We start from the raw sequence: 17,309 nt of genomic DNA on the forward strand, positions 1-17,309 counted from the left end.
GGCGAACCTCGCCTCCAGCACCACGCGCGTCGAATGACAGGGCGAACTTCGCCTCCAGCACCATGCGCGTCGAATGACAGGGCGAACTTCGCCTCCAGCACCATGCGCGTCGAATGACAGGGCGAACTTCGCCTCCACCACCATGTCATTCGACGTTGAGGTCCAGTCGCTCGCACTGCCGGTATTTGCGGGTCACCGGAATGCACCCGTAGCGCTATTTCCGGATTTATTCGATTAATGGCGGTGAATGCGGGCGGGCCCGGCGCGTGGTCGCACGCGCCGGGCCCGGCCCCCGAGCTCGTCTCCGGTCAGCAGGTGCCGCGGTGGTAGACCCTGAAGACGTTGTTCCAGCTGCCCAGGTGGGCGACGCTGCCCGGCGTGACGCAGTGGTAGGTGTTCGACGAGACGATGCGGGTCACGAACAGGTTCTCGTTGGCCTGCGAACAGTTCTTGTACATCGCCTGGTCGTTGTCCCGGTACAGCCCGCACGGGTTGCGCGCGGCCGCTGCCGCTGCCGCCGCGCCGGCCGGCACCGCCGCCGTCCCTCCCGCGAGCAGGATCGCGCCGATCGAGGCGGCGAGGACCATACGTCGTGCGGTGTTCGTCCTGGTCATGGTGGTTCTCCTTCGTGCTGCTCGCTCCCGCCGGGCGGCGGGGAGACGACCGTCAGTGAAGTCGTGGAGGCGAGGTGTCCAACAGGACCTCGGACGGATTCGGCCGAACCCGGACGCGGAGAGTGATGGATCGTAAACTTTCCGCAAGGATCGGCGGACGGGACAGAGGGGCGATGAGCGCGGATCTGCAAGGGGGTACGGAGCGTCGCGGCGACTTCGATGCGCTTGCGGCGGTGACCTGTCACGAGGGCCTGGTGAGGCTGCTGGCCGAGGAGTTCGCGCGGGCCGACGCGTCGCTGCGGGAGCTGGAGTCACGGGCCGGCAAGCTGGGCGGCACCCGCCTGCCCCGCGCCACGTGCGCCGACATGCTGGCCGGGCGGCGGTTCCCGAAGAAGGCGGTGATGCTGGCGTTCCTGCGGGCCTGCCGGGTGCCTGAGGAGCGGCTGCCGGAGTGGGAGCGGGCCTGGGAGCGCGTACGGGTGGGGCGGTTGCCCGTGACCACGGAGGACGCGGTGCGTGGCGGGACGGCCGCCGCGGTTCCCGGCGAGGTGGGCGCGGCTGCGGGTGGTGTCGGTTCGCACGGTGAGGCGCTCGCGTCCGGTGGCGACCTCTCCCACGGCGCGCCGTCCAAGGTGGTCGTGGCCACTGTGCTGGCGGCGGTGGTGGCGGCAGGGGTGACCGCGGTGGTCGTCATCGGCCTGCACCGGGTGGATCCGCCGCCGCGCCGTACCGTCGTCGGCCGCATCGTCACCGACGACGGGCGGGCGTTCGGTCCTGGCGGGTGGAGCCGCTTCACGGTGCGGGTCTCCCCGGCCAACACCGGCGTGCGCCTGATCCGCCGCCTCGACGTGGGCGTCCCCCTCCAGCAGGCCACCATCACGGTGGACGGCCTCCCGGCCGGCGCCTGGCCGCCGCTGCTCGGCGACGACGTCTACAAGTGGCGCGACCAGGTGGTGGACCTTCCCCCCGAGGTGACCGCCGGCCGCCGCTCCCTCACCGTCGTGAACACGTTCGCCTCGCACAACGACGGCTTCAACGAGTTCCGGTACGACGTCCAGCACCAGGTCGGCGGCCGCTGGTCCACGGCGGACACCCTGGACGTCGGCCCCGCCCACACCGCCGACGAGGCCGCCCACGACTACCGCATCGAGGGCGAGGGCTGGCGCGGCAGCCAGACGTTCGCGTACCCGCCGTCCAAGGAGGACTGGACCGTCCGCTGAACGAGCCCACCCACGCCAGCCCACTCCGGCCGCCTTGTGGGCTCCCGATCCCACTCGCTCGGGTGACCTCGGCGCGCCGGTGGTTCCAGCCTGAACCCCCTTCCACGAAGCGCTTCCAGTCGCCTTCTGGGGCCGGATGAGCGTCCTGTTATTGAATGCAATCTGTGGGTTTTGACGGGTTGTTTGGGTTTAAGGAGGTAACTGAGAACATCTGCATGGGTACGTCTGCTTGCGTCTAGGTGTCCCGACAAAAGTGCGGGTGCCGGATTCTGGCCGATTTATCCAGGCAAGGAAACGAGAGCAGTGAATACCAACATTCGCCAAGCGCGCGCGTCTCGTCGCGGACGGTACGCGATGCTGGCCGTGGCCGCCGCCGCCTCCAGCGTCATCTTCCTTCCAGTGGCCCAGGGTGTGGCCTCCGCGAGCGCGGGCTTCCACACCGTTCAGGCCGGCGGCCCGCCCGCCCCGGCGGCGCCGGTGCGCCACGTCACCAAGGTGCGCCACGTCCCGAGGGAGAAGCCCATCCTGCACAACCCGCGGTACCACATGCCGCGGATCAGGGTGATCATCCACAACCGCAACCACAACAAGAACCGCCGCCACCACGAGATGCGCCACCACCGCCACGAGCGGGTCCTGCCGCAGCGAGAGGTCGAGCCGGAGGTCAACGAGGAAGAGCAGCCGCCGATCGAGGAAGAGATCGAGGAGAACGAGCCCGTGAGGAACGACGGCCGCTGGTGGTGGCCGAACGAGCTGCGCTAATGCGCGAGCGGTGCTCGTACGTACGACAGGGCCGCGGTGCAAGCGGTGGCTGCGACGGGACCGCGGGCGCCACGCGCCACGCGGACCCGTCCCCGGCCGCCCGCGCCGCGGCCCTGTCGCGGCATCACGTGAACGGGTTGTCCGACGTGTACGACTTGGTACGGGTGTTGTACTGGCTGCCCGGGTAGAACCAGCCACCGGTCACCTCGAAGCGCACATTGGCGACGGCGGCGCCGTGGGCGACCTCGGCGGCGTACAGGGTGGTCATCTGGCAGCCCGGCGTGGACGTCGTCCCGGTCGACACCGGCCAGATCTGGGTGCCGCCGTTGACGTAGATCCGCAGATTGGGCGCGGGATAGGCATGCAGCCAGCACAGCCGCACCGCGTAGCGGAACATCGTGTCCCCGTCGTCGAACGCGATCGTGCCCTCCAGCCGGGCCAGCCCGGTGTTGCCGGGATCGGTCCCCTTCAGCTGGATGTAGACGGGCTGGTCGGGCCCGTACGCCGCGTGCGCGGGGGAGAGCGGCAGGAAGACGGCGGCCAGCGCCGCGACGACGACCGCCATCGCCCTCACCACGCGCCGGACCGTGGAACGTGCTGCCAAGTCACACCTCATCTCTTCGAGGAAAGCTCGGCGCATTATGCGATCACCGATGACCACCGGTCCAGAATGACGCCCACGGATGCTGTTTCCGGTCGTACCACCACCAGTCCAAATCCGTTCTTTTTGTACGCCACCAGCATGGGAAGGCCAACGAGCACACCCGTAATGCGTTGGATGCGGTGAAATTTTCATCCGTCGTTCGGGAATCGCCCGGCGGTCGCCGGTGAATGGAGAACGCTTTCCCGGTAGTCCGAACCTCTGGACGGCGCTTGAAGGGCTTTCGGCGCAGAAAAGTTCGCTGAGCCGCTGGGATGGCTCGACCTCGTCTCACTGAGCGTGACTACAGGCTGAACGGGTCGAAGTCCCAGTCGAACCGTTCGCTCCTTGCCGCCACCAGCCGCTCAGGGTGGTCGGGTGGCAAGAGCCGCTCGTAGAGAGCCATTGTGTCCGCGTACAGCTCCTCGCTTTGCGCCACCTCGCCGACCGTGCGCAGGTCGACGGAGAGGTTGACGGCGGCGGCCAGCGACAGCAGGTTCTCGTCGCCGTAGAAGGCCTGGACCTGCTCCACATTCTTCTCGTCCAGCTCGCGTGCCTTCTCGTGCATACCCAGGGCCGCCAGATCGTTGGCGAGGTTGACGGCGCTGCCGAAGGTGTAATCGTGATCGGGGCCGACCTTGGCCAGCAGCCCTTTGCGGGCTTCCTCGTCCATCTCCATGGCCCGCTCGGTGTCCCCGCGCAGCCGATAGAACAGGGCGCAGGCTCAGCACGTTCCGGTTGTATGAGCCACCCTCTGCGGTCCGGTTCTGAAGGAACTCCTCACCGAAGGCCTTGGCGAAGTTGTAGTTGGCCGTCTGGTGGAGGTAACGGACGATGTCGACGCCGAAGCGTTGCACGGCCTCCTCCTTGCAGGCGGTCATGCCGGACGGGCGCACGTGGGGCAGGAGAGTCGCGTAGGCGTCCCAGTTCTGGGTGTTCTCCGGGTCGCTCGGGGCTCCGGTGGCCAGGAGCTGGTGCACCTCGTGGTGGATCTCGTCACGGAGGACGCCCTGGTGCATCGAGCGCGGCATCGGCGCGATGGCCGCGACCTCGTCCGTGGACGTCGTGCGGCGCGGCCTGCGCGTGATCGCCCGGGCGGCGGCCACCTCCGGCGGTCACGCGGTGGCCGTGGGAGCGCTGACGTCAATACGAGGCTGCGGCACGCCGGTGTGCGGGACGTGCCGGCCTTTCTGGCGGCCGCCACCGACGCGGGGCTGCTCCGTCCGGAGGGCGGTGGGATCTACCATTTCGTGCACCCGAGAATACGCGAACACACCGCCGAGATTCCTGACTGATCACGAGCGGCTGTCCAAGAAATGGCGGAGAAATGCGCGTCCGAGTGTCTGTATTTCGTCAACGCGCGTTTCAAACCGGCGACGATCGTGCGGGCGGAAAAAAGAATGCAGACGCAGGCTCTTGACGTTTCCCCGCGGTCGTCCGTCACGATGAGCGTGAGGAAGGGAGGAGCACATGCTCAAGGAAGCATGCGCCACCGCCGCACTGGTGGCCGCCACCCTCGTCCCGTCAACATCGCAGGTCCAGGCCGGTACCGCGGACTGTGTCCGTGCCGCCGCCGGTGTCGCGGAGTCGCGTGCGGCCCCGTGCAAATGGATGACGAGCGATTCCGGCAGGAAGTGCCTCTACTGCAAGGGGAAGCGCGGCGGCTGGAAACGCCAGTACTGCGAGAAGAAGGAGACCAAGCCGAAGCTCAGGGAATGCGACACGGCGCCCGACCCGGCCAACCCGAAGAAGGTCTGCACGATATGCAAGGAGGACGGCACGGTGGTGTCGAGGGACTGTAAGACGACACCTTAGGAACGTGCGTCCACGCCCCGGCCCCCTTGGAGGTGGCCGGGGTCGCGCGTCATGAGAGGCGGTTCGGTGGCGGGATCAGTTCCGTGCGCAGGTCGTGGCCGCCGTCCGGGCGGCGGGCCTCGTAGTAGAGGCGGTGGGTGCCGTCGGGGAGGGGGAGGACCTCCAGGTAGCGGACGTCCGCGACGGGGCCGCCGGTCACCGGTGTCAGGAGGCCCGATGCGCCGGGCACGGCCAGGCCCGTTCGTTCGCGCCAGTTCTCGGCGGCCGAGGCGCGGCCGTCGTAGCAGGCGCGGCCGTCCGGCAGCACGCTCGTCAGGCGGGCGCCGCGGGCGTCCCACGTGCCGGGGCGGCCGGTCAGGACCGTGCCGTGCCGGCGCCAGGTCAGGCCGTCCTGGCTGGTCGCGTACACGGTGCTCATGCGGTCCTCGGCGCCCGGCACGTCCAGCGGGTGGCAGCAGAGCCACGCCCGCCAGGTCCGGCCGTCGTGGCGGATGACGGGGTCCTTGACGCCGGTGCGCGCGTCGCCCGCGAAGACCGTGCGCACGCCGGCCGTCGCCAGATCCTCGGGTGAGTCGGCCTCCAGGACGCCGATCCACCAGTGCCTGGTTCCCGGGGTGGCGCAGCTGACGTACAGGCGCCAGCGGCCCGACGGGGTGCGGACCAGGGCGGGGCGCTCCACCATGGCCGCGCGGAACCGGTCGCGGGGCAGCAGCGCGACCGTGGTGAAGCGCTCGCCGTCGGCGGAGCGGGCGATGACGTTGTGGTCCTCGCCGTCGCGGACGCGGTAGGCGAGCACGTACGTGCCGTCGTCGTCGAGCGCGGCGCTCGGCGCGCCGGCCCAGCGCTGCGGCCCTGGACCCGGCGCGGGGACGGCGATCTGCGAGCGGCCCTGGCCCGGCAGGGGGAAGGGCAGGTGCGTGGTGAGGGTCATGCGTCTCAGCGTCGCGGGACAGGGGGGCGGCGGGGGAGTGGCAGGAACGCCCATATACCGGAATTTCCTGCCATACTGCGAGGCGTGATCCGGGATGTCGTCGCCGTGGTCGGAGACGTGGCCGCCACGTTCGAGCTGGGGATCGTCTGCCAGGTGTTCGGCCTCGACCGCGCCGACGACGGGCTGCCCGTCCACGACTTCGCGCTCTGCGCGCCGGAGCCCGGCATGGTCCCGACGACGTCGGGGTTCGCCGTGCGGGTCGAGCACGGGCTCGATCGCCTCGCCCGCGCCGACCTGGTGACCGTGCCCGCCTGGCCGGCGCTCACCGCGCCCGTGCCCGAGCCGCTGCTGGACGCCCTGCGCGCGGCGGCCGACCGCGGCGCGCGGATGCTGACCGTCTGCACCGGCGCCTTCCTCGCCGCCGCCGCGGGGCTGCTCGACGGGCGGCGGGCCACCACGCACTGGCAGTTCGCCGGGCTGCTCGCCCGCACCTATCCGCGCGTCCAGGTCGAACCGGACATCCTGTACGTCTCCGACGGCCCCGTGCTCAGCAGCGCCGGAGCGGCGGCCGGGATCGACGCCTGCCTGCACCTCATGAGGGCGGAGTACGGCGCCGCCACGGCCAACGCCCTGGCCAGGCGCCTCGTGATGCCCGCGCACCGCTCCGGCGGCCAGGCCCAGTACGTCGAGGCGCCCATGCCGCCGCCGCGCACGCCGTACGAGCTGTCGGAACTGCTCGACTGGATGCTGCGGCACCTCGACGAGCCGCTCACCGTGGACGCGCTCGCGGCCCGCGCCGCCATGTCGCCGCGGACGTTCGCCCGCCGCTTCAAGGCATTGACCGGCACCACGCCGCACCGCTGGCTGCTGGAGCACCGGCTGCGGCTGGCCGAGGAACTGCTGGAGACCACCGACCTGAGCGTGGACGCGGTGGCGGCGCGGGCCGGGTTCGGCGGCGCCGACACCCTGCGGCACCACTTCGCCGCCCGCCGCGGCATCGCCCCCGCCGCCTACCGCCGCGCCTTCCGCCACAGTCCCTGACGCCGGCGCCCGCTCCGGCTCCTTCCTGCGCAGACGGCCGCCCAGGCTCCTTCCCTGACGCCGGCGCGCGCTTCGGCTCCTTCCTGTGCAGACGGCCCTTCCCCACGGCTCGCGCGTCGGCGGTCCTCCTCGCGTACCCTTATTCGTACGCGTACGAAAATCGAAGGGAGCGCGATGACCACCATCGACTCCGCGCCGCCGGCGACGCGGCGCGAACGCGTCCGTGACCCCGCGGACGACGCGAGCATGACCACCCTGCTGCGCCCGCACCTCCCGGCCTTCGCCGCCGTCGTGACCCTCCAGATCGCCGGCGCGCTGGCCGGTCTGGCGCCGCTGCTCGCGGTCGTCGAGCTGGGCCGCACCCTGCTCGCGCCCGGCCCGGCCGACCCCGCCCACGTGCGCACAGTGGTGATCGCGGGCGCGGCAGGACTGCTCGTAAGGCTCGTGTGCACCGCCGCCTCGTCGGGGCTCGGGCACGTCCTCGACGCCGACGTGCAGCTCGCGCTGCGCCGGAGGCTGGCCGCGCGGCTCGGCCGGGCGCCGATCGGCTGGCTGTCCCGCCGCAGCACCGGCGAGCTGGCCAAGGTGGCGGGCGAGGACGTCAGCGCCGTGCACCCGCTCATCGCCCACGCCCCGGGCGAGCTGGTGGCGGCGTTCGTGGTGCCGGCGGCGTCGCTGGTCTACCTGCTCACGATCGACTGGCGGCTCACGCTCGTCACGCTGATCCCGGTCGTGCTCGCCCTCGCACTGGTGCCGCTGCTCATGCTGCCCGCCAGGGCGCGCGAGCAGGAGGAGTTCGACGCGGCGATGGGGCGCATCGCGGGCTCCGTGGTCGAGTTCGTGCAGGGGATCGCGGTGGTGAAGGCGTTCGGCGGGTCGGGACGCGCCCACCGCGCGTTCCTCGTCGCCGTGGACGATTTCATCGCCACCTTCGTGCGCTGGGTGCGCGGCATGTCGCTGGTCGCCGCCGGGATGCAGCTCGCGCTGTCGCCGCCGTTCGTGCTGCTGGTCGTGCTGACCGGCGGCGCGGCGCTCATCTCAGGGGGCGGCCTCGCCCCGGCTGACCTGCTGCCGTTCCTGCTGCTCGGGCTGGGGCTGACCGCTCCTGTGGCGGCGCTCGGCCACGGCTTCGACGACCTGACCGCCGCGGGCCGCGCGCTCGGCCGGGTCAAGGACGTGCTCGCCGTAGGTCCCCTGCCCGAGCCCGCCACCCCCGTGACGCCGCACGGGCACCGGGTGGAGCTGCGTGGCGTGCGCTTCGGCTACGAGCCGGGCCACGAGGTGCTGCGCGGCGTCGACCTGGTGCTGGAGCCCGGCACCACGACCGCCGTGGTGGGCCCGTCGGGCGGCGGGAAGTCCACGCTGGTCCGGCTGCTGCCGCGGTTCTTCGACCCGGAGCACGGCGCGGTCCTGCTGGGCGGCGCCGACCTGCGCGACATCGGCGGGGACGAGCTGTACCGGCGGGTCGCGTTCGTCTTCCAGGACGTGCGGCTGCTGCGCGCGCCGGTCGCCGACAACATCGCGCTCGCGGTGCCGTACGCGAGCCGCGACGCCGTCGTCCGCGCCGCCCGGCTGGCCGGCATCCACGACCGGGTCATGGAGCTGCCGCGCGGCTACGACACCGTGATCGGCGAGGAGGCGCGGCTGTCGGGCGGCGAGGCGCAGCGCGTCGCGCTCGCCCGCGCGCTGCTGGCCGACGCGCCCGTCCTGGTGCTCGACGAGGCCACCTCCTTCGCCGACCCGCAGACCGAGCAGGCGGTACGCCGCGCGCTCGCCGGCCTCGGCGGCGACCGGACGATCCTGGTCATCGCCCACCGCCAGGAGACCGTGGCCGGCGCCGACACCGTCGTCCTGCTGGAGGACGGCGTGATCACCGAGCGGGGAGCGCCCGCCGAACTGCTGGAGCGCGGCGGCAGGTTCGCCGCCTTCTGGCACGCCCGCAATCCCGCGCGCCAAGAGGAGGAGCTGCGATGATCACCACGCTGCTGCGGGTGCTGGGCGACGCCTACGCCCGCCCGATGCGCCGCACCCTGGCCCTGATGACGGTGGCCGCCGTCGCGGAGGGCCTGGCGTACGCGCTGCTCGTCCCCGTCCTGCGGGCGCTGCTCGGGGGCGAGCCGGCGACGCCCTGGCTGGTGGGGTTCGGTGCGGCGGTGGCCGGGTACGCCGTGTTGCGCTACGCCGCCGACCTGTCCGGCATGCGCGTCGGCACCACCCTGCTGCGCGGCATGTACCACCGCCTCGGGGAGCACCTGGCGAGGCTCCCCATCGGCTGGTACGACACCACCCGCGTCGGCGAGGTCTCCGTCATGGCGGGCCGCGGCCTGCTCCAGGCGATGGGCGTGGCCGCGCACCTGCTGGGGCCGTTCGTCTCCGCGCTGGTGACGCCGCTGACGATCGTGGCCGTGATGACCGCGTACGACTGGCGGATGGGCCTGGCCGCGCTGGCCGCGGCGCCCGCCGTCGCGGCGGTGCAGGCGCGGGCCGGCCGCGCGACGGCGGCCGCCGACGCCGACCGGCACGAGCGCGACAAGGAGGCCACCGGCCGGGTCATCGAGTTCCTCCAGGCCCAGCCGGTGCTGCGGGCGGGCGGCCGGAGCGGTGAGCGGTTCGCGCTGCTCGACGACGCGCTGCGGGGCGTGCGGCGGGCCTCCCGCGCCACGGTGCTGGCCACGGTGCCCGCCGCCGTGGGCCTGACGCTCACCGTGCAGGTGGTCTTCACCGCGCTGCTGGCACTCGGGGCCTACCTGGCGCTGGGCGGGAGCATCGGCGCCGCCGAACTGCCGGCGATCCTGGTGCTGGCGGCCCGCTGCGCGGACCCGCTGCTGTCGCTGTCGGAGATCGGCGGCAGGCTGCGCGCCGCGCGCGCCGAACTGGACCGGCTCGACGCCGTGCTGCGCACCGAGCCGCTGCCCGAGCCCGCGACGCCGGTCCTCCCTGACCGGCATGACCTGGAGCTCGACGCGGTCACCTTCCGGCACGGCGACCGCACGGTGCTGGACGGCGTGTCGCTGACCGTGGCGCAGGGCGAGCGGCTCGCCGTGGTCGGGCCGTCGGGCGCGGGCAAGAGCACGCTGCTGCACCTGCTCGCCCGCTTCTACGACGTGGACGCGGGCGCCGTAAGGGTCGGCGGCGTGGATGTGCGCGACATCGGCGCCGAGGCCCTCATGTCCCGCGTCGCCATCGTCTTCCAGGACGTCTACCTCTTCGACGGCACCATCGAGGAGAACGTCAGGCTCGGCCGCTCCGGCGCCACCGACGCCGAGGTCAGGGCCGCGGCGCGGGCGGCCCGGCTGGACGAGGTCGTCGAACGCCTGCCCGGCGGCTGGTCGGCGCACGTCGGCGAGGGCGGCGCGCTGCTGTCCGGCGGCGAGCGCCAGCGCGTCTCGATCGCGCGGGCGCTGCTCAAGGACGCTCCCATCGTGCTGCTCGACGAGGTGACCTCCGCGCTCGACCCGGTCAGCGAGGCCGCCGTGCACGCGGGCATCGAGCGGCTGATGGCGGGCCGCACGGTGGTGATGGTCGCGCACCGCATGCGGACGGTCCGGCGAGCCGACCGCATCGTGGTCCTCGACGGCGGCCGGGTGGCGGAGGAAGGCGGCCACGACGAGCTGGTGCGCCTGGGCGGCCGGTACGCCGCGTTCTGGGCGGTCAGCGCAGCAGACCGTCGATGAGCGCCGCCAGCGCCTCCCGGTGGGTGTCGCGGGCGTTGAGCTCGGCCCAGCGCCCGGCCAGCGCCGCCAGCCTCGGGTGCGTGCCGCCGCGCAGCCCGGCCACCACCCGGTCCTCGTACGCGGGGACGCCGGCCCGGCGGCGCGCGCCCTTCACCCGGATCGTCAGGTCACCGACGATGTAGAACCAGATCGACCGGTAGACGAACAGCGCGCGCTCAGGCGGGTTGCCGCACTCGACGGCGGCGTCGATCATCTCCTCGACGAACCACAGCGCCGAGGGCGCGATGAGGTCGCCGCCCGCCAGCACCTCGACGATCCACAGCCGCTCGGCGAGCTCCTCGTACAGCAGGGCCGCCACCGCCAGCAGCCGCTCGCGCGGATCCGCCGGCAGCTCGGGGCGGGGGAGGGCCTTGGCCTGCTCCTCCATCAGGAGCAGCAGCAGCTCGTCCTTGTCGCGTACGTGGTAGTAGAGCGTCATCGGCGCGCTGCCCAGCTCCTGGGCCAGCCGGCGCATCGACAGCTTCTCCGGGCCCTCCGAGCGCAGGATGCGGTCGGCCGCCGCCAGGATCGCCTCAAGGGTGAGGCGCGGCGGGCGGCCGACGCCCTTCGCGCGGTCCTGTGCCATGGTCACCAGCCTATGGGGGGCCGTCCCGCCCTTCGCACGGGCGTTGACCCGACGGTGTGCGTCCCTTTACCGTGGCTCTGCAAACCGATTTGCATCGCTGGGGGACACCACCACCGAAAGGCGAAGAGTTGAGCAAGCTGCGCGTCGGCGTCATCGGGCTGGGCGAGGTCGCCCAGGTCATCCACCTGCCCGTCCTCGAATCGCTGCCCGACCGCTACGAGCTCGCCGCGATCTGCGACATCTCGCCCGGCCTGCTGGAGCGGATGGGCGAACGCCATCGGGTCGGGCGCCGCCACACCGACTACCGGGAGATGATCGCCGCCGGCGGCCTCGACTGCGTGATCGTGCTCAACAGCGACGAATACCACGCCGACTGCACGATCGCGGCGCTCGACGCGGGCCTCGACGTGCTCGTCGAGAAGCCGATGTGCCTCAGCCCCCGCGAGGCCCAGGACGTCATCGCCGCCCGCGACCGGTCGGGCAGGACCGTGATGGTCGCCTACATGCGGCGCTTCGCCCCGGCGTTCACCGAGGCCGTCGAGCGGCTGCCCGAGCTGGGCCCGATCCGCTACGCCCGGGTGCACGACGTGATCGGCGAGAACCGGCTCATCGTCGACCAGACCTCCTACGTCGACCGCCCGGACGACGTCCCCCAGGAGGCGATCGACGACAAATGGGCGCGCAGGTCCGCGCTGGTGAAGGAGGCGATCGGGGACGTCCCGCAGGAGCTGGAGTGGACGTACGGGCTGCTGTGCGGGCTCGGCAGCCACGACCTGTCGGCCATGCGCGAGCTGCTCGGCCGCCCCGAGGAGGTCTCAGCGGCCAAGATGTGGCGCAGCGGCGGCTACGTCGTCGCCCTGCTCGACTACGGCGACTTCGTCGTCACCTACGAGACGGGCGTGGACCAGCAGCTGCGCTACGACACCTACATCGAGGTGTACGGCGCGAGCGGCACGATGAAGGTGCGCTACGACACCCCGTACGTCCGGCACTTCCCGACGACGCTGCACCTGGAGCTGACCGACGGCGACTCCTACGAGCGCTCGGTGCGCCGCCCGCACCTCAAGGACCCCTACACCTATGAGCTCGAGTACTTCCACGAGGTCGTCACCACCGGCGCGACGCCGAAGACGACCCCCGAGGACTACCTCCAGGACATGGAGCTCTTCATCGACATCATCCGGGCCCTGGACAAGAGCTGACCCCCATGACCGCGACCCCCCGGAAAGGCGCCACCGCGATGACCGAGACCCTGACCGAAGCCGACGTCGCCTTCTTCCGCGCGAACGGCTACCTGCTGCCCGGCCGGCAGCTGCTCACCGAGGAGCGCCTGGCCCGGCTCGAACTGATCTTCAACGAGCACCTGAGCGCCAAGGGCGACAAGCTCTCCGACGAGCTGGACACCCCGCACTACCGTGACGACCGGCTGCTGGACTTCCTGCTCTCCGACGAGGTGCTCGACTGGATCGAGCCGCTCATCGGCCCCGACATCGCGTTGTGGTCGAGCCACTTCATCTCGAAGGACCCCTTCACCGGCCGGGCGACCCCCTGGCACGAGGACAGCGCGTTCTGGGAGGGCCGTTTCGATAGGTACGACAGCATCGTCACGATCTGGCTGGCGCTGGAGGAGGGCTCGTTCAAGGAGAACGGCTGCATGCGCGTCATCCCCGGCTCGCATCTCAACGGCGGCTTCTCCGACGGCTACCGGCCGACCGACATGACCGAGCAGACTTTCCACGCCGAGCTGTCGGGCGTGGACGAGTCGAAGGCGGTCTCCTTCGAGCTGAAGCGCGGCGAGTTCTCCATGCACGACGGCCGCATCGTGCACGGCGCCCGCCCCAACACCAGCGCCACCCGCCGCACCGGCTACACCATGCGCTACTTCCCCAGCTCGGTGAAGATGCAGGACGTCCCGCAGAACGAGGGCTGGAAGATCTGGCTGGCCAGGGGGCGTGACCTGGCCGGCAACGACTACGCCGACGTCCCGGCCGGCCGGTGAGCCGGATGAGGCTGGGGCTGCTGACCGCCTGCCTGCCGGGCGAGCCGCTGGAGGACGTCGCCCGCTGGGCCGGCGGCCACGGCTACGCCGCGCTGGAGATCGCCGCCTGGCCCGACCGGCCCGGCAGAGACTGGGAGGCCAGTCACCTGGACGTCGAGTCGTTCGGGAAGGACGACGCCGCCCGGGTGGGCGCGATGCTCGACCGGCACGGCCTGAGCGTGTCTGCGGTCGCGTACTACGAGAACAACCTGCACGCCGACCTCGAGGTCAGGGAGGCGACGCACGAGCACCTGCGCCGCTGCGTGGACGCCGCGCAGCTGCTCGGCGTGGGGCTGGTCGGCACCTTCGTGGGCCGCGACGTGACGCTGACCGTGGCCGAGAACCTGCGGCTCGCCGAGCGGGTGCTGCCGCCGCTGGTCGAGTACGCCGCGGCCAGGGACGTCCGGCTCGTCATCGAGAACTGCCCGATGGAGGGCTGGCACCCCGACGGCTACCCGGCCAACCTCGCCTACTCGCCCGAGCTGTGGGGCCGGCTGGCCGAGCTCGGCCTGTGGCTCAACTACGACCCCTCGCACCTGGTCTGGCTCGGCATCGACCCGCTGGCCGCGCTGGAGGCGCACGCGGACAGGATCCTGCACGTGCAGGCCAAGGACGTCGAGGTGCACGCCGCCGCCCGCGACAGGTACGGCGTCTTCGGCCGGGTGCTCGACCGGCGGCCCTGGGAGAGCGGCTGGTGGCGCTACCGCATCCCCGGGCTCGGCGAGGTCGACTGGCGGCGCCTGATCGACGCGCTGCATCAGCACGGGTACGAAGGCGCCGTCTCCGTCGAGCACGAGGACCCGGTCTGGAGCGGCAGCCCCGAGCGGGTCCGCCAGGGCCTGACCATCGCGCAGCGCACCCTCGACCCGCACGTCAACGTCTAGGAGGGCCCTGCCCATGCACCGCGGTGTCTACTTCGACGCCTGGTTCCCCCGCCAGCACTGTTATCACCCGAGCCTGCCGCCCCGCCGCCTGCGCATGATCGACGACCTCGCCGACTACCGCGCGACCGTGCTGGTGTGGGCGTCCATGGGCGGCGGCTCGCTGTCCCTGCCCTACCTCGAACAGGAGGCGTTCGGCCCGGTCGACGCCCGCTCGCGCTTCTACGGCTTCGTCAACGACAGCGAGTTCGTCGCCGCCTGCCACGAGCGGGGCATCAAGGTGCTCGGCATCGTCTTCGAGGCCCAGGGCTGGGAGTTCCCCGTCGAGCTGACCGAGCAGGAGGACGCCGTCCTCGCCATCAACGAGCTGCGCGGCGCGGGCAGGCGCGGCTGGATGGGGCTGCGCGAGTTCAGCGCCAACCGCTACCCGAAGCTGTGGAAGCCGGTCGAGCACTACTTCCCCGGCGGGCTGGTCAACTCCGACGGCGAGCCGGTCACCGACCTCATCGAGGAGTGCGTGGCCCGCGACATCCACGGCGAGCCCTGCCACGCCCACTGGGTGGAGTGCCCCGACCGCGAGCACCAGTGCTTCTACATGGACCGCAACAACCCGGTCTGGCGCGAGTACCTCAAGGCCGTGATCAGGATCCAGATCGACGCCGGCGTGGACGGCATCCAGCTCGACGAGGCCGAGCTGCCGATGGGGGCCTTCCAGTACGGCGCCTGCTTCTGCAAGGACTGCATGAAGGGCTTCCGCGCCCACCTGCAGGGGCTCCCCGAGGTGGACCCCGCGCTCGACGGGGTGGACCTGGACACCTTCCACTACGGCGAATGGCTGCTCGCCCAGGGCTACGACTTCAAGACCGGCCGCGAGTCCACGCCGCTGTTCGGCGAGTACTACGCCTTCCAGTGCCTGTCGATCAAGAAGTACTTCGCCGAGCTGGCCGGCTACGCCCGCGACCACGCCCGTTCGCGGGGCCGGGAGATCATCGTCTCCGGCAACTTCTTCAACTGCGAGCCGATGTACCTCGCGCTCGCCGACGACGTCGATCTCGTCATCACCGAGATGCGGAACACGACGTACCGGCAGCCGGAGTGGTACCGCTACGTCGCGGCGTTCGCCGGCGACAAGGACGTCGTCGTGGTCGAGAACCCGTACGGCGGGGTCGTCCCCGAGCTGGTCGGCCTGCTCGGGCAGGGCAAGGGCTACGACCTGTTCCGGCTGTCGCTGTTCGAGGCGGCGGCGATGGGCGTCAACATGTCGGTGCCGTACGGCTCGTGGATGGGCAGCGTCATCGAGGACTCCTTCTCCGCGCCGCACGGCCTGGCCGTCGAGATCCAGGACTTCCTGGCCGGGCACGAGGAGCTGTTCGCGCGCCGGACGGCCAACGAGGTCGCGGTGGTGTTCAGCGTCGCGAGCACGCGCGAGCTGATCGGCAAGGCGGACGTCAGCGACAACACGGCCAACGCCCGCGACGCGTCGGTGGTGGTGCCGTACCGCGTGGTGACGGGGACGCTGTCGGAGTCCGCGGTGCCGTACGACGTGGTGATCTGGCCGGACGGCGTCACCGCGCCCGACCGGGCGGACGCGAGCGAGCTGCTGCACTACTCGACCGTCATCCTGCCGGACGTCTTCGCGCTGACCGAGAGGCAGGCCGCCGCCGTCCGGCACTACCTGGCGGCCGGCGGGACGGTCGTCGTCACCGATCGGGTGGCGGACGCGCTGCCGCGGCACGACAACGTCCGCACCGCGCGCCACGACGTGCTCGGCGAGCTGCTGCCGCGCGGGCGGCAGGTCGAGACCCCGGCGCCGGTGGCCGCGAACCTGCACCGCCTGGCCGGCGGCTCCTACGCGCTGCACCTGGTCAACTACGACTACGACCGCTCGGAGGACGCCGTGCGGGTGCGTACCGGCGTGCCGCTGCGCGTGCGGCTGCCCGAGTCCAGGCCGCACGCGACGGCGGTGGCGAGCGACGGGACGCGGACGCCGCTGGAGGTGACCCAGGAGGACGGCGTGCACGTCGTCCTGGTGGACACGCTGGGCGTCTACACGATCGTCGTCTTCCACGACGGGGAGCTTTCATGAGGATCGCGGCGCTGCGCGGGCGCGAGAAGTGGATCGTCGAGGAGGCTTCGGTGCCGTCGATCGGGCCCGACGAGGTGCTGGTCAGGGTCGTGGCGTCGGGCGTGTGCGCGTCGGAGCTGGAGCCGTGGCTGACCGGACCGCCGGAGGGCGCGGCTCGCTATCTGGGCCACGAGGTCAGCGGCGTCGTCGCCGAGGCCGGCGCCGGCGTGAGCGCGTTCTCCGCCGGTGACCGGGTCGGCGTGTGGGTGACCGAGCGCGGTTTCGCCGAGTACGTCGCGGTACGCGCCGAGCACTGCTTCCCCGCCGGCTCGGGGCCGCTCGACGAGGCACTGGCCGAGCCCCTCGCCTGCGCGGTCAACGCCGTGGAGGCCGCCGGCGTCCGGCTCGGCGACGACGTGGTGGTCATCGGGGCCGGGTTCATGGGGAACCTGGTGCAGAAGCTGGCAGCCCTGCGCGGGCCCCGGCAGCTCATCGTGGCGGACGCGCGCGCCGACGCCCTGGAGCGGGCCGCCCGGCTCGGCGCGACCAGGACCGTGGACGTGACCAGGGAGTCGCTGCCCGACGTCGTACGCACGCTCACCGGCGGGCGCGGCGCCGACGTCACCTTCGAGTGCACCGGCACCCAGCGCGCGCTCACGGCGTGCGGCGACACCACCCGCATGAGCGGCACGATCGCGATCGTCGGCTTCCACCAGGGCGCCGACCGGTCGGTCCCGCTGGCGTACTGGAACTGGATGGCCTTCACCCTCGTCAACGCCCACTTCAGGGACGTGAACGTCATCATGCGCGGCATGGCGACCGGCATGCGCCTGCTCGCCGGCGGCGTGCTGTCGATGGACGGGCTGGTCAGCCACCGGTTCCCGCTGGAGGAGATCGACACCGCGTTCGCCGCGCTGCGCGACAAGCCTGAGGGCTTCGTCAAGGCGGTGGTGACGTTCCCCGAGGAGTGACGCCTCCGCGCCTCCGCGCCTCCGCGCCGGCG

Annotated in this window: 16 protein-coding genes; 11 read left to right on the top strand and 5 right to left on the bottom strand. The window is 71.8% G+C overall.

The annotated features are described in order from the left end of the window. Positions 1-308: 308 nt before the first annotated feature. Entirely contained in the window at positions 309-614 is a 306-nt protein-coding gene (locus AB0K18_RS00815) for a DUF6355 family natural product biosynthesis protein (protein WP_364907921.1), read from the bottom strand. Positions 615-847: 233 nt separating this feature from the next. Between AB0K18_RS00815 and AB0K18_RS00820 the strand changes: the two genes are divergently transcribed. Together AB0K18_RS00820 and AB0K18_RS00825 are read left to right on the top strand one after the other, a co-directional pair. Then, entirely contained in the window at positions 848-1,834 is a 987-nt protein-coding gene (locus tag AB0K18_RS00820; RefSeq protein WP_364907924.1) for a hypothetical protein, read from the top strand. Between the two features lie 354 nt (positions 1,835-2,188). Next, on the top strand, positions 2,189-2,596 hold the full coding sequence (locus AB0K18_RS00825; RefSeq protein WP_345400377.1) for a hypothetical protein: 408 nt from the start codon (positions 2,189-2,191) through the stop codon (positions 2,594-2,596). 124 nt (positions 2,597-2,720) lie between these two features. On the opposite strand, the gene AB0K18_RS00830 is transcribed toward AB0K18_RS00825, so the two are convergent. Continuing rightward, complete coding sequence (locus AB0K18_RS00830) at positions 2,721-3,173, bottom strand: hypothetical protein (RefSeq protein WP_364907927.1); 453 nt, start codon at positions 3,171-3,173, stop codon at positions 2,721-2,723. A 367-nt stretch (positions 3,174-3,540) separates the two neighbouring features. Then, on the bottom strand, positions 3,541-3,915 hold the full coding sequence (locus AB0K18_RS00835; RefSeq protein ID WP_364907929.1) for a tetratricopeptide repeat protein: 375 nt from the start codon (positions 3,913-3,915) through the stop codon (positions 3,541-3,543). Positions 3,916-4,706: 791 nt separating this feature from the next. Between AB0K18_RS00835 and AB0K18_RS00840 the strand changes: the two genes are divergently transcribed. Next, a complete protein-coding gene (locus AB0K18_RS00840) occupies positions 4,707-5,051 on the top strand; it encodes a hypothetical protein (protein WP_364907932.1) in 345 nt (114 codons plus the stop codon). A gap of 49 nt (positions 5,052-5,100) precedes the next feature. On the opposite strand, the gene AB0K18_RS00845 is transcribed toward AB0K18_RS00840, so the two are convergent. Further along, positions 5,101-5,982: a hypothetical protein gene (locus tag AB0K18_RS00845; RefSeq protein ID WP_364907935.1), complete on the bottom strand. Its 882-nt coding sequence runs from the start codon at positions 5,980-5,982 to the stop codon at positions 5,101-5,103. 84 nt (positions 5,983-6,066) lie between these two features. On the opposite strand from AB0K18_RS00845, the gene AB0K18_RS00850 reads away from it, so the two are divergent. The 3 genes from AB0K18_RS00850 (at position 6,067) to AB0K18_RS00860 (ending at position 10,697) form a co-directional block, all read left to right on the top strand. Then, positions 6,067-7,023: a helix-turn-helix domain-containing protein gene (locus AB0K18_RS00850; protein WP_364907937.1), complete on the top strand. Its 957-nt coding sequence runs from the start codon at positions 6,067-6,069 to the stop codon at positions 7,021-7,023. Positions 7,024-7,197: 174 nt separating this feature from the next. Next, the gene (locus tag AB0K18_RS00855) at positions 7,198-8,997 is read left to right on the top strand and encodes an ABC transporter ATP-binding protein (protein ID WP_364907940.1); all 1,800 of its coding nucleotides are present in this window, start codon (positions 7,198-7,200) and stop codon (positions 8,995-8,997) included. Further along, complete coding sequence (locus tag AB0K18_RS00860) at positions 8,994-10,697, top strand: ABC transporter ATP-binding protein (RefSeq protein WP_364907943.1); 1,704 nt, start codon at positions 8,994-8,996, stop codon at positions 10,695-10,697. The genes AB0K18_RS00855 and AB0K18_RS00860 overlap by 4 nt, the downstream gene beginning before the upstream one ends. Here the strand turns inward: AB0K18_RS00860 and AB0K18_RS00865 are convergent. Next, a complete protein-coding gene (locus tag AB0K18_RS00865; RefSeq protein ID WP_345400413.1) occupies positions 10,675-11,322 on the bottom strand; it encodes a helix-turn-helix domain-containing protein in 648 nt (215 codons plus the stop codon). The genes AB0K18_RS00860 and AB0K18_RS00865 overlap by 23 nt on opposite strands. Before the next feature lie 128 nt (positions 11,323-11,450). Here AB0K18_RS00865 and AB0K18_RS00870 point away from each other — a divergent pair, with 128 nt between their 5' ends. The 5 genes from AB0K18_RS00870 to AB0K18_RS00890 are packed head-to-tail and all read left to right on the top strand — an operon-like array spanning position 11,451 to position 17,277. Next, positions 11,451-12,524, top strand: a complete 1,074-nt coding sequence (locus tag AB0K18_RS00870; RefSeq protein ID WP_364559209.1) for a Gfo/Idh/MocA family oxidoreductase — start codon at positions 11,451-11,453, stop codon at positions 12,522-12,524. 38 nt (positions 12,525-12,562) lie between these two features. Beyond that, positions 12,563-13,321: a phytanoyl-CoA dioxygenase family protein gene (locus AB0K18_RS00875; protein ID WP_364907946.1), complete on the top strand. Its 759-nt coding sequence runs from the start codon at positions 12,563-12,565 to the stop codon at positions 13,319-13,321. Positions 13,322-13,326: 5 nt separating this feature from the next. After that, complete coding sequence (locus AB0K18_RS00880) at positions 13,327-14,244, top strand: sugar phosphate isomerase/epimerase (RefSeq protein ID WP_364907949.1); 918 nt, start codon at positions 13,327-13,329, stop codon at positions 14,242-14,244. A gap of 13 nt (positions 14,245-14,257) precedes the next feature. Further along, positions 14,258-16,327, top strand: coding sequence for an alpha-amylase family protein (locus AB0K18_RS00885; protein WP_364907952.1), 2,070 nt, complete (start codon positions 14,258-14,260; stop codon positions 16,325-16,327). Next, the gene (locus AB0K18_RS00890) at positions 16,324-17,277 is read left to right on the top strand and encodes a zinc-binding dehydrogenase (RefSeq protein ID WP_364907955.1); all 954 of its coding nucleotides are present in this window, start codon (positions 16,324-16,326) and stop codon (positions 17,275-17,277) included. The genes AB0K18_RS00885 and AB0K18_RS00890 overlap by 4 nt, the downstream gene beginning before the upstream one ends. The last annotated feature ends 32 nt before the right edge of the window (positions 17,278-17,309 follow it).

It is taken from the genome of Nonomuraea sp. NPDC049421, from assembly GCF_040677005.1.
In the GTDB taxonomy this organism is placed as follows: domain Bacteria; phylum Actinomycetota; class Actinomycetes; order Streptosporangiales; family Streptosporangiaceae; genus Nonomuraea; species Nonomuraea salmonea.

Excerpts from the sequence above, each read along its gene's own strand:
- AB0K18_RS00825 (WP_345400377.1), top strand. The coding sequence starts at position 2,189 with ATGCTGGCCGTGGCCGCCGCCGCCTCCAGCGTCATCTTCCTTCCAGTG.
- AB0K18_RS00860 (WP_364907943.1), top strand. The coding sequence starts at position 8,994 with ATGATCACCACGCTGCTGCGGGTGCTGGGCGACGCCTACGCCCGCCCG.
- AB0K18_RS00815 (WP_364907921.1), bottom strand. The coding sequence starts at position 614 with ATGACCAGGACGAACACCGCACGACGTATGGTCCTCGCCGCCTCGATC.
- AB0K18_RS00865 (WP_345400413.1), bottom strand. The coding sequence starts at position 11,322 with ATGGCACAGGACCGCGCGAAGGGCGTCGGCCGCCCGCCGCGCCTCACC.
- AB0K18_RS00885 (WP_364907952.1), top strand. The coding sequence starts at position 14,258 with ATGCACCGCGGTGTCTACTTCGACGCCTGGTTCCCCCGCCAGCACTGT.
- AB0K18_RS00855 (WP_364907940.1), top strand. The coding sequence starts at position 7,198 with ATGACCACCATCGACTCCGCGCCGCCGGCGACGCGGCGCGAACGCGTC.
- AB0K18_RS00890 (WP_364907955.1), top strand. The coding sequence starts at position 16,324 with ATGAGGATCGCGGCGCTGCGCGGGCGCGAGAAGTGGATCGTCGAGGAG.
- AB0K18_RS00880 (WP_364907949.1), top strand. The coding sequence starts at position 13,327 with ATGAGGCTGGGGCTGCTGACCGCCTGCCTGCCGGGCGAGCCGCTGGAG.
- AB0K18_RS00835 (WP_364907929.1), bottom strand. The coding sequence starts at position 3,915 with ATGGAGATGGACGAGGAAGCCCGCAAAGGGCTGCTGGCCAAGGTCGGC.
- AB0K18_RS00845 (WP_364907935.1), bottom strand. The coding sequence starts at position 5,982 with ATGACCCTCACCACGCACCTGCCCTTCCCCCTGCCGGGCCAGGGCCGC.
- AB0K18_RS00840 (WP_364907932.1), top strand. The coding sequence starts at position 4,707 with ATGCTCAAGGAAGCATGCGCCACCGCCGCACTGGTGGCCGCCACCCTC.
- AB0K18_RS00875 (WP_364907946.1), top strand. The coding sequence starts at position 12,563 with ATGACCGAGACCCTGACCGAAGCCGACGTCGCCTTCTTCCGCGCGAAC.